Source organism: Bacillus sp. JUb11, assembly GCF_024807925.1.
Lineage (GTDB): Bacteria > Bacillota > Bacilli > Bacillales > Bacillaceae > Bacillus > Bacillus altitudinis.
In genome coordinates, this window is the sequence record NZ_JANUEZ010000007.1 from 109737 (window position 1) to 134365 (window position 24629).

The 24629-nt window shown below is 39.5% G+C and carries 24 protein-coding genes and 1 other annotated feature; of the genes, 7 read left to right on the forward strand and 17 right to left on the reverse strand.

Annotated features, from left to right (window positions below; translation table 11 throughout):
* The first annotated feature begins 8 nt into the window (after window positions 1-8).
* From M2369_RS14565 to M2369_RS14585, 5 genes are all read left to right on the forward strand, one after another.
* Window positions 9-584: a CYTH domain-containing protein gene (locus M2369_RS14565; protein ID WP_041092056.1), complete on the forward strand. Its 576-nt coding sequence runs from the start codon at window positions 9-11 to the stop codon at window positions 582-584.
* Window positions 585-609: 25 nt separating this feature from the next.
* Entirely contained in the window at window positions 610-1374 is a 765-nt protein-coding gene (locus M2369_RS14570) for a lytic transglycosylase domain-containing protein (protein WP_008348461.1), read from the forward strand.
* 277 nt (window positions 1375-1651) lie between these two features.
* Window positions 1652-2050, forward strand: coding sequence for a globin domain-containing protein (locus tag M2369_RS14575; protein ID WP_007499001.1), 399 nt, complete (start codon window positions 1652-1654; stop codon window positions 2048-2050).
* Window positions 2047-2958: a ClpXP adapter SpxH family protein gene (locus M2369_RS14580; RefSeq protein WP_007499002.1), complete on the forward strand. Its 912-nt coding sequence runs from the start codon at window positions 2047-2049 to the stop codon at window positions 2956-2958. The genes M2369_RS14575 and M2369_RS14580 overlap by 4 nt, the downstream gene beginning before the upstream one ends.
* A 296-nt stretch (window positions 2959-3254) precedes the next feature.
* The gene (locus M2369_RS14585) at window positions 3255-3428 is read left to right on the forward strand and encodes a hypothetical protein (protein ID WP_008348466.1); all 174 of its coding nucleotides are present in this window, start codon (window positions 3255-3257) and stop codon (window positions 3426-3428) included.
* A 277-nt stretch (window positions 3429-3705) separates the two neighbouring features.
* On the opposite strand, the gene pepF is transcribed toward M2369_RS14585, so the two are convergent.
* From pepF to mecA, 4 genes are all read right to left on the reverse strand, one after another.
* On the reverse strand, window positions 3706-5532 hold the full coding sequence (gene pepF / locus M2369_RS14590; RefSeq protein ID WP_282706805.1) for an oligoendopeptidase F: 1827 nt from the start codon (window positions 5530-5532) through the stop codon (window positions 3706-3708).
* Between the two features lie 214 nt (window positions 5533-5746).
* On the reverse strand, window positions 5747-6907 hold the full coding sequence (locus M2369_RS14595; protein WP_041507587.1) for a competence protein CoiA: 1161 nt from the start codon (window positions 6905-6907) through the stop codon (window positions 5747-5749).
* Window positions 6908-7069: 162 nt separating this feature from the next.
* The gene (gene cls / locus M2369_RS14600; protein ID WP_008348473.1) at window positions 7070-8590 is read right to left on the reverse strand and encodes a cardiolipin synthase; all 1521 of its coding nucleotides are present in this window, start codon (window positions 8588-8590) and stop codon (window positions 7070-7072) included.
* Window positions 8591-8675: 85 nt separating this feature from the next.
* Window positions 8676-9341, reverse strand: a complete 666-nt coding sequence (gene mecA / locus M2369_RS14605) for an adaptor protein MecA (protein WP_008348474.1) — start codon at window positions 9339-9341, stop codon at window positions 8676-8678.
* A gap of 264 nt (window positions 9342-9605) precedes the next feature.
* On the opposite strand from mecA, the gene M2369_RS14610 reads away from it, so the two are divergent.
* Window positions 9606-10271, forward strand: a complete 666-nt coding sequence (locus M2369_RS14610) for a TerC family protein (RefSeq protein ID WP_007499010.1) — start codon at window positions 9606-9608, stop codon at window positions 10269-10271.
* Window positions 10272-10311: 40 nt separating this feature from the next.
* On the opposite strand, the gene spxA is transcribed toward M2369_RS14610, so the two are convergent.
* The 9 genes from spxA to M2369_RS14655 all read right to left on the reverse strand — a co-directional run bounded on the left by spxA (window position 10312) and on the right by M2369_RS14655 (window position 18317).
* On the reverse strand, window positions 10312-10707 hold the full coding sequence (spxA, locus tag M2369_RS14615) for a transcriptional regulator SpxA (protein WP_003211421.1): 396 nt from the start codon (window positions 10705-10707) through the stop codon (window positions 10312-10314).
* 193 nt (window positions 10708-10900) lie between these two features.
* Entirely contained in the window at window positions 10901-11479 is a 579-nt protein-coding gene (locus M2369_RS14620; RefSeq protein WP_039167347.1) for a GNAT family N-acetyltransferase, read from the reverse strand.
* Between the two features lie 137 nt (window positions 11480-11616).
* Complete coding sequence (locus M2369_RS14625; RefSeq protein WP_160757909.1) at window positions 11617-11904, reverse strand: hypothetical protein; 288 nt, start codon at window positions 11902-11904, stop codon at window positions 11617-11619.
* A gap of 101 nt (window positions 11905-12005) precedes the next feature.
* Window positions 12006-12491 (reverse strand): HIT family protein, encoded by a 486-nt coding sequence (locus M2369_RS14630; RefSeq protein WP_259254758.1) that lies wholly within the window; start codon window positions 12489-12491, stop codon window positions 12006-12008.
* A gap of 195 nt (window positions 12492-12686) precedes the next feature.
* Window positions 12687-13604, reverse strand: coding sequence for an ABC transporter ATP-binding protein (locus M2369_RS14635; protein WP_024720064.1), 918 nt, complete (start codon window positions 13602-13604; stop codon window positions 12687-12689).
* A 1-nt stretch (window position 13605) separates the two neighbouring features.
* Window positions 13606-14685 carry an ABC transporter ATP-binding protein gene (locus tag M2369_RS14640; protein ID WP_007499018.1) on the reverse strand — a complete coding sequence of 360 codons (1080 nt, stop codon included), beginning with the start codon at window positions 14683-14685 and terminating at the stop codon, window positions 13606-13608.
* Between the two features lie 12 nt (window positions 14686-14697).
* Window positions 14698-15615 (reverse strand): ABC transporter permease, encoded by a 918-nt coding sequence (locus M2369_RS14645; RefSeq protein WP_017360167.1) that lies wholly within the window; start codon window positions 15613-15615, stop codon window positions 14698-14700.
* A 3-nt stretch (window positions 15616-15618) separates the two neighbouring features.
* Entirely contained in the window at window positions 15619-16563 is a 945-nt protein-coding gene (locus M2369_RS14650; RefSeq protein WP_007499022.1) for an ABC transporter permease, read from the reverse strand.
* A 116-nt stretch (window positions 16564-16679) separates the two neighbouring features.
* Complete coding sequence (locus M2369_RS14655) at window positions 16680-18317, reverse strand: peptide ABC transporter substrate-binding protein (RefSeq protein WP_007499024.1); 1638 nt, start codon at window positions 18315-18317, stop codon at window positions 16680-16682.
* Between the two features lie 482 nt (window positions 18318-18799).
* Window positions 18800-19018: a binding site (T-box leader), on the forward strand.
* A 53-nt stretch (window positions 19019-19071) separates the two neighbouring features.
* On the opposite strand from M2369_RS14655, the gene trpS reads away from it, so the two are divergent.
* Window positions 19072-20067 (forward strand): tryptophan--tRNA ligase, encoded by a 996-nt coding sequence (gene trpS / locus M2369_RS14660; protein ID WP_008348488.1) that lies wholly within the window; start codon window positions 19072-19074, stop codon window positions 20065-20067.
* Between the two features lie 35 nt (window positions 20068-20102).
* Here the strand turns inward: trpS and M2369_RS14665 are convergent, their stop codons facing one another.
* The 4 genes from M2369_RS14665 to M2369_RS14680 all read right to left on the reverse strand — a co-directional run bounded on the left by M2369_RS14665 (window position 20103) and on the right by M2369_RS14680 (window position 24616).
* The gene (locus M2369_RS14665; protein WP_017367012.1) at window positions 20103-20855 is read right to left on the reverse strand and encodes a YjbA family protein; all 753 of its coding nucleotides are present in this window, start codon (window positions 20853-20855) and stop codon (window positions 20103-20105) included.
* A 165-nt stretch (window positions 20856-21020) separates the two neighbouring features.
* On the reverse strand, window positions 21021-21920 hold the full coding sequence (gene opp4C / locus M2369_RS14670) for an oligopeptide ABC transporter permease (protein WP_008348491.1): 900 nt from the start codon (window positions 21918-21920) through the stop codon (window positions 21021-21023).
* A 33-nt stretch (window positions 21921-21953) separates the two neighbouring features.
* Window positions 21954-22904 (reverse strand): ABC transporter permease, encoded by a 951-nt coding sequence (locus tag M2369_RS14675; protein ID WP_008348492.1) that lies wholly within the window; start codon window positions 22902-22904, stop codon window positions 21954-21956.
* A 77-nt stretch (window positions 22905-22981) separates the two neighbouring features.
* Window positions 22982-24616 carry a peptide-binding protein gene (locus M2369_RS14680; RefSeq protein ID WP_025207149.1) on the reverse strand — a complete coding sequence of 545 codons (1635 nt, stop codon included), beginning with the start codon at window positions 24614-24616 and terminating at the stop codon, window positions 22982-22984.
* Between the last annotated feature and the right edge of the window lie 13 nt (window positions 24617-24629).

Genomic DNA, 24629 nt, shown 5'->3' on the forward strand with positions numbered 1-24629 from the left:
ATGTCAAAATGGCACAGGAAATTGAGATAGAACTAAAACAATTATTAATGAAAGAAGAATTTGAACAGCTAAAAGATTATTTTCAATTAAAGGACGAGGACTTCCACACTCAAACCAACTATTATTTTGATACACCTCAATTTGATATAAAATCCAAATTCGCTGCATTACGAATGAGAGAAAAAGGCGGGCAGTGGGTCCTCACATTAAAAGAACCGCATGAGATCGGCCTTTTGGAAACTCACCAAACGATCGATCCTCCCGCAAGTCTTGAACATTTCCACCTGCCTGAAGGTGAAGTGGCAGACAGATTAGTACACCTTCACATTCAAAAGGATCAAATCGTGTATTTTGGTTCACTGGAAACGTCAAGAGCAGAAAAAATGATCAAAGAAGGCTTAATTGTTTTGGATCACAGCCGATATTTAACAGTAGAGGACTATGAACTTGAATTTGAAGTGAGCGATTTAGACATTGGACAAGCCGCTTTCACAGCATTGCTTCAGCAATTTCAAATCCCACCAAGACACACGAAAAACAAAGTCGTACGTTTTTATGAAGAAAAAATGAAAACAAAAGAATAGATGAATTCCTTGAAGGAGGAACATGATGAACGTCAATCAACTTCAATCCTTTATGCAGCTTCAAGCACTCAAAACGTTACAATCTGATAATGGACAAACACAACTCACAGCTGGACAAGAATCAAGCGCTGAGACTTCATTCCAGTCGCTGTTGCAAGATTTTTTAGGCGGATCAGAATTATCTCGTCTCCCGCTTTCCATTTCTGCTTTCATGGGATCGGACCCATCAACGTCTCCGAACACGCAATATGCACGCATGAATCCATATTTATCTGCGATAGCGGGCAGTGAACAGCTTCAATCTCAGTCTCTTTATGCAAATGACAGCCAATTGAATACCGCAAATGGTATTGGAAACGTCTTAAATAACAGCTACACACCGCCGCTTCAAAAAGCTGTTTCAGGCTCTTCATCAAAAGAGATTAATCAGATCGTCTCACAAATGGCTCAAAAGCACGGAGTTCCAGAAAAGCTGATCCACGCAGTGATCAAGCAAGAATCCGGTTATCGCACGAATGCTGTCAGCCATGCTGGTGCACTTGGACTGATGCAGCTTATGCCGTCTACTGCTAAATCACTTGGCGTGAACAATGCCTTTGATGCAGCCCAAAACATCGAAGGCGGAACGAAGTATTTAAAACAAATGCTGCAAAAATATAATGGAAATGTCTCACTTGCCTTAGCCGCTTATAACGCAGGCTCAGGGAATGTAGATAAGTACGGAGGCATTCCTCCATTTAAAGAAACACAAAATTATGTAAAGAAAATCACAGCTCAATATTTCGCCTAAACCGAAGAGAATAACCTCTTCGGTTTTTTGTATGTCGCTTTTCACCCTTTTTTGACTGAATGTGTTATGATATGGTCAATTGAACACGGACCCTGTCTCCCTCACTATTCCCAAAGGACCAAAGCGGTTTGTTTGTGGAATTGAGTAGAGGTTGTTAAAATAAGTATACAAGAATAGAAACAACAAAATAGAACAAACTGAATATCACTTTTGAAATACATGAAATTCGCAATAGGGTGAGCCATCCTATTAGCTACGAGTTAAAGGAGTAGTCAACATGGTACAATCGTTTAACGCACCTTACGAAGCGGTTGGAGAGGAACTTCTATCGCAACTTGTTGATACTTTTTATGAAAATGTAAAGTGTCATCCTTTGCTTCATCCTATTTTCCCGGATGACTTAAAAGAAACAGCAAGAAAACAAAAACAGTTCTTAACTCAATATTTAGGCGGACCGCCGCTTTATACTGAGGAGCATGGTCACCCAATGCTACGGGCGAGACATCTCCCTTTTCCGATTACTGAGGAGCGAGCGGACGCATGGCTTGAATGCATGGAGGATGCAATGGATCAAGTAGGACTAACCGGCGATATTCGTGACTTTTTATTTGAGCGACTGTCTTTGACGGCTCGTCACATGGTCAACCAAATACCTGAAAAGGACGGACGATCTTGAGCTGCAATCCGCATGAGCAATATTTCTCACATTGTCACGGACATCCTCAAAAGCCGATTGAAATCTATGTATTCATTGATCCTCTCAGCCCGGACTGCTGGTTATTAGAGCCATCAATTAAAAAGTTGAAAATGAAATATGGCCGTTTCTTCACTTTACGAACGGTTACAAGTTCTAGTATTAATGCTTTGAACCGGAAACGAAAAAAACATTTACTAACAGAAGCGTGGGGGAAATTTGCCACGAAAACTCAGACCAAAAAAGAACAAATGCTGTCTGAACAAATTGTGACATCACCTTATCTCGCCTCTCTTGCATTAAAAGCAGCTGAACTTCAGGGCAGAAAATGCGGAATGAAATTTTTACGACTCATTCAAGAATCGCTTTTTTGCCATCAGCAGGACGTCACCAGTGAACAAGTCTTGCTAGAAAATGCAAAAACGGCTGGACTGGACATTGAAGAGTTCCAGCGAGATATCCATTCTCAAAGTGCTGTCAAAGCACTCCAATGTGATATGAAAATCGCAGCTGAAATGGATGTGTCTGAGCTTCCCACTTTCGCCTTTTTTAATACGATAAATGGTGAAGAAGGATTAAAGATTTCAGGTGCATATTCTTATGATATTTACGAGGAAATTCTCTTTGAAATGATTGGCGAAAAACCAACACCTTCAGAACGACCGCCAATTGAATGGTTTATCGCTTACTTTCAATTTGCATCAGCAAAAGAAATTGCCGTTGTATATGACCTGACCCTTGAAGAAGTTGAGCGCGAGATGAAAAAGCTCGCATTCGCTAAAAAGGTAGAACGTGTACAAGTACATCAGGAAATGTTTTGGCGTTATACAGAAGGAGACAATCATTCAGATCTTGATGTCTACCGCTGTGAGAATGAACATGGGTGCTGACCCATGTTTTTTTCTTTACCCCCAAAAGAACACTTGTTCTATTTATAAGTACGAAGAAACCGCGCCGGGATAAGCGCGGTTTCACTATGTCTTAACGACAACAAAGGGGATGGGAGAAATTTTTCACGGTCAAACAAAGGGGTAATGTTTGTATGTGATTAATTTCACATCTGTAGTATATCAAATTTTGTCGACTTATGACAACCGATATACTATATGTTCATATTTTTGTCACAAAACATAAGAGGACTGTCACTTTCATATAGTGAAAGTAACAAAAAAATGGGGGGATCTGCATGCGCAGCACAACCATTGGACTTGTTGCCATTGGCTTATGTTTCTGTTTAAATATATTAGGCTTAATGAAGATGCTGCCTCTTTACCTGACATCTCCACTCCTATTCGCTTCCATTCTCTTCACACTCTATCGAATGAATCACCGAAAAACCTTCAAAGGATTTAAAGCGTAATACAAACCTCGTTCATATAGACGAGGTCTAGCGTGTAGGCAAACCCTCGCATTCGGTGTCAGTCCTGCGTGCTGGTGCTCACGAATGTCAAATTCGCTCCGCTCCAGTACTCGGCCTTTCTAGCCTGCAAAGGTTTTCTATCACGCTAAAAAGAAGTCAAAGGGCTAAAATCAAGTTCATTTTAGCCCTTTGTCAACAATCTGGTCTTTTTTATTTCAAGAAAAAACTCCTGCCAAAAGGTGAGTTTGCACTCACACATCTAACAGAAGTCTTCTCGTTACTCACCAGTCTTTGAGATGAGCTCTTCCATTTCCTTTAATTTTTCTTCAAACAATTGACATGCTGCCTCAATTGGCTCTTTCGATGCCATATCTACACCAGCTTTTTTCAGCACGTTGATTGGATAGTCAGAGCTTCCTGCTTTAAGGAAGTCTGTATAGCGCTCAACCGCAGGTTTCCCTTCTTCTAAAATTTGTTTACTTAATGCCTGAGCCGCACTATAGCCTGTCGCATATTGATACACATAATAGTTGTAATAGAAATGCGGAATTCGCGTCCATTCTAATCCGATTTCCTTATCCACAACCATACCGTCGCCAAAATACTTCTTATTCAGGTCGTAATACAGGTTCGTCATAAACTCTGGCGTTAATGCCTCCCCTTCTTGCGCTTTCACATGAATCAGGTGCTCGAACTCTGCAAACATCGTTTGTCTGAATACCGTCCCTCTAAATCCTTCTAACAAGTGATTGAGCACATACAAGCGCTGCTTTTTGTCCTCTAAATGATTGAGTAAGTATTCACCTAGTAATGCTTCATTTGTTGTAGAAGCTACTTCCGCTACAAAAATGCTGTAGTTTCCGTACGGATATGGCTGATGCTTTCTTGTATAGTAGCTATGAACAGAGTGACCAAATTCATGAGCCAGTGTAAATAAATTATCAATATTATTTTGCCAGTTCATTAAGATATAAGGATTCGTACCATAGCTTCCAGAAGAATACGCGCCGCTTCGTTTCCCTTTATTCTCATAAACGTCTACCCAGCGATTTTCGAGTCCCTCTTTTAATACCGAAACATATTCTTCTCCTAATGGCGCTAACCCTTTCAGCATATAATCCTTTGCTTCATCATACGTCAGCTTCATGCCAGCATCTTTTACTAATGGTGTATACAAGTCATAATTGTGCACTTCATCAAGCTTTAATACCTTTTTACGCAATTCAATGTAGCGGTGTAATAACGGTAAATATTGATGAACTGTATCAATTAGATTGTCATACACTTCTTCAGGAATACTGTTGCGTGATAACGCTGCTTCTCTTGCAGATTTGTAATGACGTACTTTCGCATAAAAATTATCCTTTTTAATCGAGCCGCTGAGTGTAGACGCCAAAGTATTCTTATATTGATCATACGTTTTATAAACGGCTTTAAAAGCATTCTTTCTCACTTCACGATCATCACTGTTTAAAAAGGTAATGAAGTTGCCATGAGTAATTTTCTTTTCTTCTCCATTTTCATCCTTAACAGAAGGGAACGAAATATCTGCATTATTAAACATACTAAACGTAGTGGATGATGTTGATAAAGGTTCAGAGGCTTCAGCTAATAAAGCTTCTTGCTCCTCACTTAAAATATGCGGACGCTCTTTGTTAATTTCTTCGAGAGCGTGAGAATAAAGTTTTAATTCTTCTTTTTCCAAAATAAATTGCTGCAGCTTATCTTCTTGAATAGATAAAATTTCCGGAACAATATAGGCAGATGTACTAGACAGCTGTGTAAATAAATTGGATGCTTTATCATTTAAAGCCTGAAATGATGAATTTGTTGTATCTTCATCGTATTTCATGTGCGCATATGTATAAAGCTTACCAAGCTTTTCAGAAAGTTGATCCTGAAATGTTAGGGCTTCATACAAGACATCAGCAGAATGGGCCAGCTTGCCTTTAAATTGGGCGAGCTTCGGAATTTCTTTTTTTACAGCTTCGAATTCCTTATTCCAAGAATCGACACTTTCAAAAATATCTTCAAGGCGCCATTTGTTTTCTTCTTTTACTTCGCTTCTGTCTGGTAAATGATTGTTGTTATTTTGTGAAGTCATATGAATCCCCCTTGCATGAGTTGTGTTGAACCAACCTTTCGGAAAGTGAAAGAAATTGGTGTTGTATTTATCTTCTTTGTTTTGAACTATATTTGTCAAATCATATGCAGAAATAAATACCAAACAAACTAAAAAAATGAGAAAAAAGCGTTTCTTTCTATTCAATAGCAGCACCACCTTTTTCTTATCATGATCAAAGTGGGCATGAAACATGCTAATGAAATAAGAAAGCATCTCGTTTTATCGCTTCATCTGCTGTTTGTATAGGCTTTTGATTCGACGTTACTTGATAATTACCCTCTTTCGTCATGTATAAAAACCCTAGATTCACAAGCGCCCGTACATATGAAATGATCACCCCTTTGATTTCTTCTATTGTGACATTGGTATATCGGAGCTTCACTTCTTTATTCTGGACACATCGCTTAATTTCTTTTAAAAGTAGATGAATGGTCACTTGTTCTTTTCCCTTTCTAACCATCCAATCATAAAGACATCCTTGCCACACATAAACAGGGCTTGAAAAGATATATGCTTCTGTCAGGGGGATAAATAATTCTGTCGGTAGAAATGGCCATGCTGTTTGATGATGCTCATAAAAAATGGTTCTTAAACGCTTGCTTTCATTTGCTAAAATGCGGGGTGGCCGCTCCCTAAATTGCCGAATACACTTGAGCCACTCTTTATACAATTGATGATTGCTCGAGGAAACAGATAAGAGTGCTGGTAGTTGGCGATAAGCTGAAGGCGGTCTAACGGTCATTGAGGCACATATTTTCGTTGGCTGAAACACGAGAGGTTGATCCAGGTGGATGAATCTATTTTGGATCGGACAATAAAAAATGAGTCTCCTATTCTTTGACTGCCTTAAAATTCCCCAATGAATGGAGGAGAATGAAAAGAGCTGGCCAGCCATTCGTTTTAAACGATTCGCCCCTATGATCCATATAGGATAGAGCCCCGCAGCATGGAGACCTTCCGTTCGTTTATGTAGCTCTTTCCACGAAATATTTGCACATTGAAATTCGATGGCATAGCTTTTATTTTCTATAGCAACGGTCACATCAGGGCGCTGCTGAATGTTTGAAACATATTTCTCTAGTAACGGATCATATCCAAGCTGCGTGAGCCAATCCTTAAGAGCCATTTTCCCTGCCTGATGATAAGCTGTTTCACCGGTGGACGCTAATGGACATGCCGAGAGCTGTTTATGTGCAAAATGATGGACACGATGCTCACCTAGCTTTAATAGAACCTCCTGCCTACATTCAGGACAGTAAAATTTGCACGTAGCTCTTACATGCTCTAGCCGCCTTTTAGTCAGATGTTGTGTGATGCGAACCAGCTTGCCATTCTCCATGATCGCTGCATTCATATATTTCGCCCCTTGCTCTTTGATGACCGTATTATAGCTTTTTCTCTCACAAGAAAGCGAATATGGAAAATGAACTTTTACCGTGTCAAAACACGATTTCAACCTACTTTCCCTTAGTAAAATCAAAAATCCCCCTTTTAGAAAAGGGGGAAAATACAATTTTTATAAAAGTGGTGATAATAATCTTGCCGTTGATTCAAACAGCCTCACCCTCAAAGGTCTCTTCGCAAATTCTTCTGGAACAATTTCATGCGACTGCTCTAAATCACCTAAGAAATCGTTGACCAGCTTCTCTGTGCTTTTTGTTTTATAAAGGAAAGCATTCACTTCAAAGTTCAGATGAAAACTTCTCATATCCATATTTGCTGTACCAATTGATGCTAGCTCACTATCCACAATGATAAACTTGCTATGCATAAAGCCTTGATCATATTCGTATACCTTCGCACCTGCTTCTAAAAGTTCGGGGAAGTATGAACGGGACGCATGAAATACGATGCGTTTATCTGGATTTTTCGGCGCAATGATTCGTACATCGACTCCGCTCAACGCAGCAATTTTCAGTGCGGACAAAATATCATCATCAGGTACAAAATAAGGTGAAGCAATCCAAATTGATTTTTTGGCGGAGATAATCATGGAGAAAAAAAGATTTTTAATGACTTCCCACTGTTTATCAGGACCACCCGCAATCATTTGTACGCCTTCTGCTCGACTCTCCATATGGCTGAAATCTTTAAAATAATCCACACCCGAGCACCTTTCGTTGGTCATGTAATACCAATCCTGCATAAAAATCTGCTGCAAATCACGAACGGCCTCACCTTTAATCATCAGGTGTGTATCACGCCAAAATCCATATTGTCTGCTTCTACCCATATATTCGTCCCCAATGTTAAGTCCGCCGACAAATCCTACTTCTCCATCAATCACCACGATTTTCCGGTGATTTCGGAAATTGATTTTATTATTTAATAAGGGCAGTCTCACTGGTAAAAACGGAACGATCTGCACGCCAGCCTTTTCTAAGTCAGCAATATATTGACGGGAGAGTTTTAGGCTGCCTACATCATCATATAAAAAGCGGACAATCACACCACTTTTTGCTTTCTCGATTAAAATGTCCTTTAATTCTTGTCCCAGATCATCATGACGGAGAATATAATATTCTAGATGAATGTGATGTGTTGCTTTTTTGATCTCTTCAAAAATATGAGAGAACGTTTCTTCTCCATTGGTCAGAACTTTAGAGGATGTGCGATACGTAATAGGGGTATGTCCAAGTCTGTGGGCCAGCTTAAATAAGAGCTGCTGATGGTCACCCATATGAGTCATTTTTTCAATTGCTTCTCTGTGGATACGTTCATCTTCCTGGACAAGCTGTTCATCCAGTACCGCTTTCTTTTCAAAAAGTCTGCGCTTTTTAATATTGCGTCCAAAGAAAATATAAAACAAAAACCCGAAAAGCGGAAAGCTCCCAAGCAGCACAAGCCACGTAATCGTTTGAGAGGGATTTCTGTTTTCTAAGAAAATGACAAACCCGATGAAGATAATCGATAAAGTGAATAGAACACTGACGGAACTTAATACACTTACCGCTAGATCACCGGCAAAAATTTGGATAATCAAATAAGCACCTATCGTAATGATAAGAAAAAATAGAACTTTGACTACATTTCTCATTTCATTTTCTCCTTGCCGATCACTTTATTTACTTTTTCATTCAGATAAAAAAGTCGATTCCTCTATAGAAATCGACTTTTGGTTGTTACGAGAAGTGCTGTTGAATCGTTTCAAGCGCATTCTCTTTGACAATCAGCTGACCGTATTCTTGCAGTCTGTAGATGCTGACCACTGATTCATGAGCATATTCAAGCAGAATACTAAGCTTATTCTCCACCTGCTCATCTGACAAATCCTCGTGGAAGTCAACATATAGATAATAACGGTTTTCAAACGAATATAAACTTGTCGTAAAATCCTGCATATTTAATTGAGAAAGTGCAATCAAATCTTCAAAGTCATCCATTTTCAATACGAACTGAAGTTGAAGTTTTTTGTCCTTCTCATTATGATCTTCTTGATCTTGCTCTTCTTTATGAAAATCATCAAGCAGAGCATCTAAACTTTCTTCATCTGTTTGATCTTTTTTATCTTCTGGAATCGGCAATTCGAGCTTTTGTCCATCTTTAGAAAGTTGGGCTTTTGTCACGACAATTTCAAGACCTTTATCAAGTGCCTGTACTTGAATCCAAAGTGGTCCCTCTACTGCAAATTCTTCTTCTTCGTGCACTTCGTCCATCACTTCCCAGAACAGCTCTTCACTGCGCTCACGATTATACCAAATCTCTTCACGGTCAAAACCGCGATCTTCAATATCACCGTAGGAAATATAAAATTTGACTGTATGTTCATTTATTCTTTCGATTTCCATTTTGCCAACCTTCCCTTCTATATAAGATGTTGAAGGGACATACAAGCTCCCAATTAATAGTACTTTACTACACTTTACCCGTTCCGTCTACATGTTAACCATTTAAAGAAATGAGGTATTGCTGTGTACTGTCTATTTTATGATAAAACATGAATAAAAGAAATAAAAACGCATTTTTTGCAGAGAAAACTTGCAGAAACATATATTTGAATTGTCCTCATATATTGGTTGTACGAGCTATTTTAGTGAAATGAGGTGAACTGGATGGAAACAGAGTGGATCGTATCCTTACTGATGATTATTGGCATAGACCTCATATTAGGCGGAGATAATGCATTAATCATTGCGATGGCCAGTCGAAGCTTATCAAATGAAAAACGAAACAAAGCCATATGGATCGGCACACTTTTGGCAGTGCTGATGAGAATCACCATGACTGGTGCTGCCGTTTATTTATTGACCATCCCCTATTTGCAATTTATCGGCGGTCTCTTTCTCCTTTATATAGGATACAATTTGTTAATTGAACAAAAGAAAGAATCCATTCGGATTAAAAGCAGCGGCTCCCTTTGGCGTGCTGTTCAGACCATCGTGATTGCAGATCTTTTTATGTCACTTGATAATGTGATCGCTGTTGCAGGGGCAGCTAAAGGGAACATGGTGCTCACTGCCTTTGGCTTAATGATTTCAGTTCCGATTATTATTTGGGGGAGTAAGCTGATTCATGCAGCACTAACCAAGTTTCCGATTCTTTTATACGGAGGGAGTGCCCTTTTAGCTTTTACTGGCGGAGAAATGATTGTCCGTGATGTAAAACTAAATGAATTTATGGCGCAGCATACAACACTTGAATTGTTGCTTCCTTTTTTAACCGTCGCAACCGTTATTTTAGCCAGTCTCTTTTACGAACAAACGGCTGAAAATAAATAAAAAAAGCTGCCAAATGATCGGCAGCTTTTCGTGTTGTCTATTAGTTAGCAAGTCGCTGAGCTTCTCGAAGTTGGAATGTACGAACCGTTCTAGGAAGGAAACGTCTAATTTCATCTTCGTTGTACCCAACTTGCAGTCTTTTTTCATCCAAAATAATTGGACGTCTTAGAAGACCAGGGTGCTCATTGATTAGTTTATACAATTGTTGAAGCGGCATTGTCTCAACATTTACATTTAGTTTTTGGAATACTTTAGAACGTGTTGAGATAATTTCATCTGTACCATCTTCCGTCATACGAAGAATCTCTTTGATTTCATCGATTGAAAGAGGCTCAGAAAAGATATTTCTCTCTTGGTATGGAATATTGTGCTCTTCTAACCACGCTCTTGCTTTTCTACATGATGTACAGCTTGGTGATGTGTATAATGTTACCATAAATCTTCACTCCTCAATTTGTAGAATGAATATTGATCTGTATTCTTAAATTAAAATTGTTCTAAATAAGTAATCTTTATAGTGATTATACTATAAAAAAGTAAGTGTGAACAGATTTTCTTGCAATTTTTGTGACAAAAACTAGACAATTTCATTCTTTTTGTGCAGATGTTTGAAGTCTGAACATTCTCATTTAGTCGAGATGATCGAAAATATTTTTTTGTTTTCTATTTTCAACGAGCTTCAGCACATCATCAACATCCTCATACGATTGTCCATACCATTCTTCGTCTTTATACGTATGGATTCTTTCGTACGTCTTTCTCATGGCCTCCATCATTTCTTCCTCATGATCTGTACGAGGCGACCAATAAAGAATTTCCATGCGGTTCACTTCATTCGTTGCAAGTGACCTGCGTTTATAACCAATTGATTCAGCATGCTTGAAGTGCTCTCTCTGATAAAACTTTAGGCGTTTTGCAGTATCTGCATCATCTTCATCTACAGGCTCGACCTCAAGCAAGATCGGTTTTCTTTTTTCCTTCAGCTTATGAATGAGCTTTGAGCCGAGGCCTTCACCTCTTGCATCCTTGGAAACAAATAAATAATCAATAAAGATGAAAGAATCAAATTCAGCGTACATCATCACATGATGAGGCCCTTCTTCTTTATGATAAATATCACTTCTTTCCTTTAATAAAGCTTCCATATGCTCTTTTGACTTCATTTCTTCTATCGGGAAGTATTCACTGAGCTTTTCATACCAATTCATGGATCCGCTCCTTATGATGTAGTTAAGAACCACTTCCTTATCTATTCCCGATTTCCTGCTATTTAAACGCCTGTACTAGTAAGACGCAGCAATGCCATTGGTGGTTTCACTTTTTTTCAAGAGAAAGCAAAAAAGTTTTATATCGAACGATTCATGAGCATTTGAAAGCAAGTAAACAAAAGAAGTGTCATGGCGATCTGAAACATGATGAAATAAAGGTACTTCATACGCCGGACTTCTTCCTTCTGTTTATTCGTGCGCCGATACACAGCAAATTCAACCGAAAACGAAATGATGCAAATGAGCACCATAAACGAAAGAAACCATTGTCCTCCGTTTGGTTTCTTCAAAAAAGACGTTGAAAAAAGCATGAATACGATCATAAAATGAAACCATGAATAGCGAAAAGCCTTCCATTTAGACATCTTATTTCCTCCTAGGCTCTCTCTTTAAAAATCACCATAATTTCCATTAAATATAGAGGTTTGTTAAAGTTTATTGTTGATATTTAAGAACAACAAAAGCCTTATTTATTTAATTCTTTGGTCAGAATGTCGATGGCTTCTTTAACTTCTTCAACATTTTCTTTGGTATTCATTTCATTTCTAGCATGAAGTAATACTGGTCGGACTGATTCAACTGAACGTCCGAAGTTATACATCCATTCATATCTCGGAACCATCCAAGTATGAAAATGATGGGTTGTATCTTCGTTGTAAAAATAGTACACATGCTCAATCCCTAAAGCGGTTCTTTGTGCTTTTCTTATCCTTGCTAATACGTCTATGTAATCTAGTCTTTCGGACTGGGTTAAATCATCTAAACACTTGATGTGTCTTTTTGAAGCTAAAATAATTAATCCTCTAATTGGATAAGCAACATCTTGATGGGCGTGAAAGTGCTCTGTTTCAACAACCACGCCACCTTCTGGTTTAACTAATCCATTCGTTAATGCACAACTAAGACACTCCACTTCAACTGTTTCTCCATTTGATAAGGTGATTTTTTTCAATTCTCTTCCCCCAACGAAATAGTATACAACTCAAAATCCATAACTTAAGCGTATCATATTTTCCCTTATTTTGAATTAAACTCCTTATTAATAGTGCTTCTAATATTGTGAGTTTATTTCGTTGATGAGTGGCACTTTCTAAGATGTGAAACCAAATAAAAAGAAGCACTGACTAGCAGTGCTTCTTCTCTGTTCTTATTGTTTTGCTTTGATCTCTTTGAATTCTTCCTCAGTACAGCTGACAAAGTGACCTGGCTTCACTTCACGAAATTCCGTATTTGTTCCTTTATGAACAGATGGATCGTATTTAATCCGTTTGCGGTTACGCTCATAATCAGGATCTGGAAGCGGAATCGCAGATAGTAATGATTTTGTATATGGATGAAGCGGGTTTTCATATAATTCATTCGCTGGTGCCAGCTCAACCAATTTCCCAAAATACATCACACCGATACGATCGCTGATATATTTCACCATGGAAAGGTCATGGGCAATGAATAAATACGTTAAGCCCTTTTCTTCTTGCAATTCTTTCATTAAGTTGACGACCTGCGCTTGGATCGACACATCTAGTGCAGAGATTGGCTCATCGGCAATGATGAAATCCGGCTCAACAGCTAACGCACGAGCAATCCCAATACGCTGCCTTTGACCGCCTGAGAATTCATGCGGGTATCTATTCGCATGCTCTTTATTCAAGCCAACCGTTTCAAGCAATTGATACACACGGTCTTTACGTGCTTGCTTTGTTTTCGCAAGACCATGAATGTCAATCCCTTCTGCAATGATATCAAGCACTGTCATTCTAGGGTTAAGTGAAGCATATGGGTCTTGGAAAATCATCTGCATTTGACGGTTAAATTCAAGCATTTTTTGTCTTGATTTCTTTCCGTGTACGCTTTCTCCTTTATAGAGAACTTCACCATCTGTCGCATCATAAAGTCTTATGATTGAACGGCCAGTTGTCGACTTTCCACATCCAGATTCACCTACAAGTCCAAGTGTTTCACCTTTATAAATATCAAATGAGACACCATCAACTGCTTTTACAGTCCCTCTTGCTGTATGGAAATGCTGCTTTAAATTTTTAATTTCTAACAGTTTTTCTGCCATGCTATTCACCCTCTTTTACTAATACAGGTTTTTCGTAGCTACCTTCTAGTTCACGCATTCTCGCCTTTACGGAAGCAGGCGGTTCAACTTTAGGGGCATTCGGATGAAGTAGCCATGATTTCACATAATGCGTATCTGATACTTTGAACATTGGTGGTTCTTGTTCAAAGTCAATTTTCATTGCATAATCGCTCCGGAGTGCAAATGCATCTCCTTTCGGCGGGTTTGTTAAATCTGGTGGTGTTCCTGGAATCGCCGTTAGTTTCCCTTCAGCTCCTCCATCAGTGTCTAGGCTTGGCATAGATGCTAAAAGTCCCCATGTATATGGATGTTTCGGATTGTAGAAAATTTCATCAACAGTCCCTGTCTCCACAATCTGTCCAGCATACATAACGGCTACACGATCAGCAACATTGGCCACAACACCTAAATCATGGGTAATAAAGATAATAGATGTTTCGACTTTTTGCTGAATTTCTTTCATTAATTCTAAGATTTGCGCCTGAATGGTTACATCAAGTGCAGTCGTTGGCTCATCAGCAATCAATAGCTTTGGATCAGCTGCAAGTGCCATCGCGATGACAACCCTTTGTCTCATCCCGCCACTAAATTCATGCGGATATTGTTTGATTCTTTTTTCAGGCATTGGAATCCCAACAAGCTCTAAAAGTTCAATGGCTCTTTTTTCAGCCGCTTCTTTTGAGATTTGTTCATGCTTGAAAAGTACTTCTGTAATTTGTTTCCCGACCTTCATGGTTGGGTTCAAAGAAGTCATCGGATCTTGGAAGATCATCGAAATGTCTTTTCCTCGAATGGTTTGCATTTGCTTTTCCGTTTTCTTGACAATATCCTGCCCATCAAATAAAATCTCTCCGCGCTTGAAATAACCTGGCGGCATCGGGATTAATCTCATGATGGCCTGTGATGTTACACTTTTTCCAGAACCAGATTCACCTACAATAGCAAGTGTCTCGCCTTTATTTAAGTGGAAGTTCACACCACGAATGGCTTGAACCTCTCCACCATATGTTTTAAATGAGATTGCAAGGTCTTTCACCTCTAGAATACGTTCACGTTCCATCCTAATCACTCCTTATTTACGCAACTTCGGATCTAAAGCGTCTCTTAGTCCGTCTCCAACCACGTTAAAACCAAACATTGTAATACAGATAAATGCGGCTGGGAACCATAATCTCCATGGATAATACGTCATGGCCGGAATTCCATCAGAAGCCATTGTTCCCCAGCTAGCTAATGGAGCCGGTACACCAAGCCCTAGATAGCTTAAGAATGCTTCTGTGAAAATAGCAGAAGGAATCGTTAATGTCATTGTGACAAGAATGGGTCCCATTGAGTTTGGAATCAAGTGTTTAAATAAAAGTCTAGATGTTTTTGCACCTAATGTTTGTGCTGCAAGAACGTATTCTTGGCTCTTTAATTGTAAAACTTGTCCCCTAACGATACGTGCCATGTTAATCCAGCCTACGACTGTCATAGCAAGGATAATCGTTAATAATCCTTTTGGCAGAACCACCATCATTAAAATAACCATTAATAGTGTTGGAATTGCCCATAAAACGTCTGCGATACGCATCATGACTTCATCTGTACGGCCGCCTTTGAACGCAGCAATACTTCCCCAGATGATCCCGATGATCACGTCAAGAACTGCTGCAGCAAGACCGATGAAGATCGAAATTCTTGCCCCTACCCATGTACGAACAAACATGTCTCGGCCTAGATCATCTGTACCAAACCAATGCTCTTTTGATGGCGGCTGATCTGCATTAAGCAAATCTGTCGTTGAATAATCATATTTCGAGAACACTGGAACGAAAATGGCCAGAATCACAATAATGAAAATAATTGCAAGTCCAACCATTGCAAGTTTATTTGCACGGAAGCGAAGCATGGCATCCTTCCATAAAGATAGACTAGGTTTAGAAATTTTTTCAGATTCTGCTGCGTCAGCTGTCGCAGGCACAAATAAATCTTTTCTCATCTCTTCCATGTGTTAGACCCCTTTCTTCGCCTTCGTCAGTTTAATTCTAGGATCAATAATACCGTAGAGGACGTCAACAACTAGAATACTGACTAATAGAATAATACTGTAGAAGACTGTGACACCCATGATGACGGTGTAATCACGGTTTGTAATGCTTGTAACAAAGTGAGAGCCAAGACCAGGAATACCAAAAATCTTCTCCACGACAAAACTACCTGTTAACACTGAAGCAGCCATTGGTCCCATGTATGTGATAACAGGTAACAATGCGTTTCGAATGGCGTGTTTGATCGTCACAGCTGATTTTGTTAATCCTTTTGCTCTAGCCGTTCTAATGTAGTCACTATTTAATACTTCAAGCATACTTGACCGTGCAAGTCTAGCGATAAATGCCATTGGCATGAAGGAAAGTGCAATAGAAGGTAGTACGGTGCTTGCCCAAGACTCCCATCCTGCAACTGGGAAGATCGCTAAAAAGCTTGCCTCAGATGCAAATACATATTGTAATAGCGCCGCTAAGATGAAACTTGGAACTGAGATTCCAAAGATCGTTAAAATGGCAATCGTATAGTCTTGCCACTTGTTATGATAGAGCGCTGCAAGGACCCCAAACAATACACCAAATGCTAATGCGAGGAGAATTGCCTCAATTCCGAGGGTAAAGGAAACGGGGAATCCAGAACTGATTAAATCATTAACAGTTTGTCCTTTATATTTAAATGAGGGACCAAAATCTAATTTTGCAACTGAACCTAGGTAGCTCACGTATTGAACAAATAAGGGTTTGTCCAACCCGTAGTGCTCGTTTAGGTTTGCTTCAATTTCAGCAGGAAGTTTCTTCTCTCCAGAGAATGGACCACCAGGTGCTGCCTGCATGAGAAAGAAAGTTGCAGTTACAATAACAAACAGTGTGATTAAAATATATATTAATCGCTTACCGATATATTTAAGCAACGGAATTGCACCTCCATGATTTTACAACAATTTCTCTAATCAGCAAGAAAGGTATATGGAGAGACATCCTCCATATACCTTAAGATCCTTGCCGTAGATCTCTTACACTATAACTCTTACTTTTCGAAATGTGCCCATTTGTATTGAACATCACCAAGTCCAGATACAACCACACCTTTAAGTTTTGGATCTTGTACCCAAAGTTGAGTGTAGAAGTAAATAGGCGCTACAGGCATATCGTCGATGATGATTTTTTCTGCTTTTTTCAGCATTTCTTCACGCTTTGTTTTGTCTGTTTCTTTTGCAGAATCATTCAATAATTGTTTGTACTCTTTGCTTTCCCATCCAGTGTCATTGTTTCCACCGTCTTTATCTTTGTAAAGCTCAAGGAAGTTCACTGGATCGTTGAAGTCTCCTAACCAGCCCATACGTCCGATTTGGTAGTCTCCACTGTGGATTTTATCGATGTATACGTTCCACTCAGAGTTATCAAGTTCAACGTTCACACCTAAATCTTTTTTCCACATTTCTTGAATTGCTTGTGCAATCTTTTGGTGGCCTTCATCTGTGTTGTAAGACAATTTCAATGTTGGAAGATCAGAAACTGACTTATAACCTAATTCTTTCGCACCTTTTTCAAGAAGTTCTTTAGCAGTCGCTACATCATGATCTTTGAAGTAACCAGTTTTGTTATCCGTGAATCCTTCCATTGTTGGAGGAACGATTGCCATCGCTGGAACTTGTTCACCTTGCGTAATTTTGTCAACGATTGCTTGACGGTTGATTGAGTAAGCAAGGGCTTTACGGATGTTCGCATTGTTTAAAGGTTTTACTTTTGTATTGAATTTGTAGTTATAGATACCAGCGATCGTTTGAATTTCAAGACCGCCTTCTTTTTTCAACGTTTTTAAAGACTCAGTTGGAAGGCTTCCAGTTGGAGAACCAGCCCAGTCAAGTTCGCCTTTTTTGAACATGCTAAGTTCAGTGTTTGTATCTTTGATCATAGACATGTTAATCTTTTTCAATTTCACAGTGTCTTTATCCCAGTATTCATTGTTCTTTTCAAGTGTGATAGAACCGCCGTGTTTCCATTTAGAAAGAACGAATGGTCCATTAGATACGTAGTTTTCACCAGCATTTGTGTACCAGTTTTTATTCTTTTCAGCCACTTTTTTGTTGACTGGCATATACGTATAGAATGCAGTTAGTTCAGTAAAGAACGGTGTTGGGTTCTCTAGCTCAACTACAAGCGTTTTGTCGTCTTTTGCTTTAATGCCAACATCAGAAACTTTTGCTTCCCCTTTGTTAGCAGCTTCAGCACCTTTAATATAATAAAGCTGGTAAGCATATTGAGATTCATTTTTAGGATCTAATGCCCATTTCCAAGCATATTCGAAGTCTTGTGCTGTGACAGGGTCACCATTAGACCATTTTGCATCACGAAGTGTGAATGTGTAAGTTTTACCATCATCACTTGTTTTGATATCAGAAGCCATTGCGTTTTCTGGCTTACCTTCAGCGTTAATTCTTGTTAATCCCTCAAAAGTCTGACGGATGACACTTCCTGAAGTTGAATCATTTGCCAATCCCGGATGTAGAGAAAAAGGCTCAGTGGAGATATTCACATTTAATGTTGTTTTAGCCTCTCCAGAACTGCTCGTGCTGTCGCCTGATTTGTTTCCGCTGAAACCACAAGCGCTTAATACAAGTGTGAAAATAAGCATTAAAGTAACAACAGACCAACGCTTTTTCAACTGTATTCCCCCTTATAATATGTTTTTAGTTCAAAGGTCTCGATAGAAGATGAGATTCAGATTTAAGAAATAGCGTAAAAAAGTCCCTGAATAGCTTACTTTCTATTTCTTTTGTTTTTTCTGAATTTTCACTATGTAAAGAGCCTAGCACAAACGTGTGAACAAATTCATTATAATGAATAGAATAATTTATTGCAATATCAATTTCACATATTTTTAAAAAACGTAAATGGGGATAAAGATTGATTTTTATAAACTAAAGTCTCAATCACTTCAACAAATTAAAGCGTAAATTGATTAAAATAATTTAACAAATTCAGCAGGAATAATGTTTTATACATATAATTAATCATCCTTTTTTAAAAAATTCTGACAGATAGTTACTATTTTATCTAAAATTTTAAGTGTCAAACGACATGATGAGAAGGTCACAAATAGGCTTCGTGACTTTTTCATGGTCATCCTTTATAATAGAAAGACATACTGTTGCGATGAAAAAGAAGAGTACATATATTCACCATTTACAGAGAGTCTGCGGTCGGTGCAAGCAGATAATGGCATGTATGGAATGGGCTTTGGAGCAGCTAACCGAACACTTGACAGAGTCAGTAGGCTTAGACGGAGCAGTCTCCGATATCAACGTCTTGAGTGATTTCGTATTGAAATAACAAGGGTGGTACCACGGTTCATTCGTCCCTTTTCTGTTGAAAAGTGATGGATGGGCCTTTTTATATTGAAGAAAAGAGGTTTTAGTATGACAAAAAAGACGATTTTCTCAGGCATTCAGCCTAGCGGTTCTGTGACATTGGGGAACTACATTGGAGCGATGAAGCAATTTGTCGATCTTCAGCATGATTACAACGGCTACTTTTGTGTGGTCGATCAGCATGCCATTACGGTGAGTCAGGATCGTTTAGCCCTTCGACAAAATATTAGAAGCTTAGCCGCTCTTTATTTGGCAGTGGGACTTGATCCTGAGAAGGCAACATTGTTTATCCAATCAGAGGTACCTGCCCACGCCCAGGCAGGATGGATGCTGCAATGTGTCGCTTATATTGGGGAATTAGAAAGAATGACTCAATTTAAGGACAAATCTGCTGGTAAGGAAGCAGTCGTTTCAGGACTATTAACGTATCCGCCATTAATGGCTGGCGATATTTTATTATACGGTACGGACTTGGTTCCTGTAGGAGAAGATCAAAAGCAGCATCTTGAATTAACGAGAACGCTTGCTGAACGCTTTAACCGAAAGTATAACGACATCTTTACTGTACCTGAAGTCAAAATTCCAAAAGAAGGCGCTCGGATTATGTCTTTAACAGACCCAACGAAAAAGATGAGCAAATCTGATCCGAACCAAAAATCTTTCATTACCTTATTAGATGAGCCAAAACAGCTTGAAAAGAAAATCAAAAGTGCTGTGACTGATTCAGAAGGCATCGTCAAATATGACAAAGAAAACAAACCTGGAATAGCCAACTTGCTGACGATTTATTCTGTATTAGGGAACGTATCGATTGCAGAGCTTGAACAAAAATACGAAGGCAAAGGTTATGGTGAATTCAAGGGAGATCTTGCGAACGTGGTCGTGGATGCGTTAAAACCAATTCAAGATCGCTATTATGAACTCATTGAGTCAGATGAGCTTGATCGCATTTTAGATGAGGGTGCTGAAAAGGCAAACCGTGCGGCAAACAAAATGCTGAAAAAAATGGAGAATGCAATGGGTCTTGGCCGGAAACGCAAATAAAACAAGCTTGCAGCATATTCAGCTGCAAGCTTTTTCTAATTCACTTTTGATTCGTTTTCCATTTCCCAAAGTTTTTCAAAAAATGGCTGTCCTTTAATCATTTTTTCACAAAAGGCTAAATGGTTTTCTGACCATCCATCAATGGTTTCGTTATAAAGCATGTTCCAAATTTCCTCGAAAGACATTCGTTTGATCTGGTTGTACATGCGCGGATTCCATTCTGTATACCAATAGGCAATTTCTGCTCGGTTTTGAAGCCCCTTTAGTTGATCTAGCGCCATAAACATCAGCTGCTTCAGCTGTCTTTCTTTTCTCGTTAATCCGCTGATATGCTGCGGTGGTAATGATAGGATGTGATATTCTTTCGTCGATTCAAGGCTGTCTGTCGTGAATTCATACTCCTCTGCCTTCACATCTTTCACCATTTCATAGACCAATTGCTCCTGTCTTGGAATCAATCGGCTCTTTCTCACAGGGATGGAATAACCAATCGTATCCACAGCGATGATTCTTATCCCGTCCGTGACCACAAAGCAATACTCTAATTTACGGCGTTCATGATTTTTTCGAATATATGATTTCTCAAATACAGTCTCTAGCAGCGTCTTTGGCAGCTCTGATAGATCATTCTCTATGTAATCAAACAAAGGACTCTGCACCTTGAGTAAAGGTACTTGATCTAACAGCTCCACGCTGTCCTCCTTGCGCCACTCATGAAAATGACACACATTATAGCCATTCTCTTCCCCTTCAAACCAATTCACCCATACGTCATGAAGAAATAACATAACCAATCCCTCACTTTTTAAAAACTGTTGTCCACAGTATGGGCAAGGGATAGAGAAATTATTCCAACTTTATTAAAACTTCGCCCTGACGGAAGGACGGCTTTATTTCCTGGGAAAAGGAGAACATCTCGCAGAGTCCTTTCACGATCTTCTATAAGCAGAACCTTATTTTAGCTTTTTAGGATCAAGAGCATCTCTCAGTCCATCACCTAAGAAGTTAAAGCATAAAACGGTAAGTAGAATCAGTAAACCTGGGAACAGTGGATACCACCATGCTTGCACCATTATGGAGAAATTTTGTGCATCTTGAAGCATGTTTCCCCAGCTCGCCGTTGGAGGCTGGATGCCGAACCCTAGATAGCTAAGTGTCGACTCAGCTAGAATAACAGAACCGACTTTCAATGTAGCAGACACAATGATAGGGCCGATACAGTTCGGTAAAATATGCGAAAAGATGATGACATGGTTTTTCGTTCCGATCGTTCTTGCTGCGAGTACGAATTCTCTTGTGCGAAGTGACAAGAATTCACTGCGGATCAGCCTGGCGGTTGTTGTCCAGCCAGTCAGTGCAAAGATTAAAATCAATTTATCAATACCCGGTTTAAAAATTGTCACTAGCGTGATCAAGAGAAAAATATCTGGAATAGACAATACGACATCCACCATTCTCATGAGCACAGAATCAACAAAGCCTTTAAAGTATCCCGCTACCGCCCCAATGACGGTACCAATGGTGATGGCTCCGACTACTGAGACAAAGCCAACTAATAGAGACACCCTCGCTCCGTATAGCACCCTTGAAAAAATATCTCGACCAAACTTGTCAGTTCCCATAAAATGCTCTGCACTTGGAGGCTGTAGCCGTTTCAACAAGTCTTGCTGTTCCGGTGCGTAAGGTGCGATCACCGGGGCGAAAATAGCGGAAAAGATAATGACCAATAAAATAGCGGAGCCGGCAACCGCCAATTTATTTTTGAAAAATTTCTCGCAAAATAAACGAAGCATCGTCTCTGGTTTTGGCGGAAGGCCTTCTTTTAATTTGAGATCAACTGGAGGTGTTCCCATATTAGGTTGTGCCAATTGTGCTTCAGCTCCCTTCTAATATTCAATACGCGGATCAACGATCGCATAGAGAATATCCGCTATTAAGTTTCCAACGACCACGAGCACAGCAGAGATAACAGTCATCGCCATAATGACGGGATAATCTCTTGAAAAAGCAGAATCGATAAACAGTTTCCCAAGCCCTGGCCATGTGAAGATTTGTTCCACCACGACTGCGCCGCCAATAAAGGATGGAATCATGAGTCCAAAGATCGTAATAACAGGCATCAGACCGTTTCTCAATCCATGTTTGAAGATGACTTTGTTCTCTCTAAAACCTTTCGCTCGCGCCGTGCGAATGTAATCCTGCCGCATCACATCGAGCATACTTGACCTTGTATATCGTGTAAGGCCGGCCATATCAGCTGTTGCTAAAACAAAGGCCGGTAAAATAATATGATGAAGCCGGTCAAATAGATTAAAATCTGCATTTAAGGTAGAGACACCCCCGGTCGGAAACCATCCTAAATTCACTGATAACACCATAATCAGGATCAAACCAAACCAGAAATTCGGAATAGCCAGTCCGATAAATGATGTAACCGTAATACCATAGTCAAGTTTTGTATACGGACGTTTTGCTGAAAGAACACCAAATGGGATGGCAATGATCAGGGCAACTAATGTAGAAAAGATCATGAGGATGAGGGTATTTGGCAGCCGGGCAAAAATCAAATCCGACACGGGCGTTCCTTTTTTTACAATGGATGTGCCAAAGTCACCTTGAAGCATATTGCCGAGCCATTTCATATATTGCACATATTCAGGATCGTTCAAGCCGTACTTATCAATAAAGGCTTCCCGGTCTGCGGCACTAATGGTCGGGTCCATCATGAGTGACATCGGATCGCCTGGTGCTGCTTTCATAATCGCAAAGGACAAAATCGTAATACCAAACAAAATTGGGATGGAAAGAAGTGTCCTTCTAATGATATATGTAACCATATGCACAACTCCTTTTTCATCGGATGGCCATACTATGATGAAAAAAGGGGAGACCCCTCCCCTTCTTCACTAGCAGACTACTGTTCAATCCACCATTTTTCGATTTTGTAATATTCATCTTTCGGGTGGTAAGAGTAGCCTTGTAGATTAGATGGCATCGCGCGATGTGAGTTGGCATAATAAAGGAACGTATACGGCTGGTCTTCTGCAATCAGCTCATAAATTTTTTCATACGCCTTTGAATACTCTTTACGATCACTCAAGTTTTTGGCATCAACTAGCAGTTTATCGACTTCTTCATTTTTATACCAAATGTTATTTAAGCCTTTTTCAGACTGACTCGAATGGAAAATGCTGTATTGGTCAGGGAATGTCGCTAAGCTCCAGCCGAGTAATAACGCATCATAATCCCATTTTGGCGGGGTTGTTTGTTCGATTAATGCACTAAATTCTACAATTTGCGGTTTTGCTTCAATGCCAATTTCTTTGAGCTGCTGCTGGACAACGACAGCAATATCTTCACGGACTTTGTTTCCTTGGTTCGTCTTCAAGACGAAGGAGAACTTCTTACCGTCCTTATCCAGATAACCATCTCCATCTGTATCCTCCCAGCCTTCTTCTTTCAGCATCTTTTTCGCTTTTTCTTGATCAAATTCAAATACTGGGACATTTTCATTTTTAGGGTAGTTCCATGACAGCGGGCTTTCTGGGATGTTGGCTACTTTCCCGTCTCCATTTAACACTTGATCGACAATCGTTTGACGATCAATAGCATGGGTAAGAGCTTGACGGACTTTTTTACTTTTGAACAGTTCGTTTTTCTGATTCCAGCCAATATATGAATAATTTAGCCCTAGATCAGATTCAATTTTGATGTTACTAACTTTTTCAGCTGTTTGCAGTTCTGCTCCAGGCACTGCAAAGAAATCAATATCACCTGCGGATAGCTGAGCCATGGCTGCATTTTGATCAGGAATCGTTTTAATGGTGACTGTATCAAGGTATGGCCGTCCATCCCAATAGTCATCAAATGCTTCGAGTTTGACATAGTCTCCTTCTTTCCACTCGGCAAATTTAAATGGACCGGAGCCGATTGGATTTTTTCGGTTAAATTCATTTTCGCCAAGATCCTTTATAGGGACATCACCTAAAATATGCTTTGGTAAAATCCCATAGCTTCCTAGCGTGACATTATAAAAATATGGATCTTTTTTATTCAGCTTAAATTCGACCGAATAGTCCCCTGTTTTTTTGACAGACTCTAATACTTCAAAGCCTGATCCACGCTCACCATTGTAATCCTTATTGATCGGAATGCTGTATGTAAACACAACATCATCAGCAGTCAGTTCTTCTCCATCATGAAACTTCACGCCTTTTCTAATGGTCACATCAAACTGTTTGCCGTCATCGGATTCTTTAATATCTTCTGCCAACGCCAGCTGTGGGTTTAACTTTCCATCTGTTTGCAGTAAAAAGCTATAGATTCTTTCTTCAATATCAGAACTTGCCACGTCTGTTGAGTAAAGTGAGTTAAATAATGTAGGCTCTGCAATCGAACCAATGACAAGATCGCCGCCTTGTACAGGTTTACCTGTGGATTTCTTTTCACTGTCTCCAGACGTTTTATTTCCACCAGAACAAGCAGCAAGGATCAATGTAAAGATCAGCAGCAAACTGACCAAAATGGACTTTCTCTTTCTATCTTTCATAGACAATTCCCCC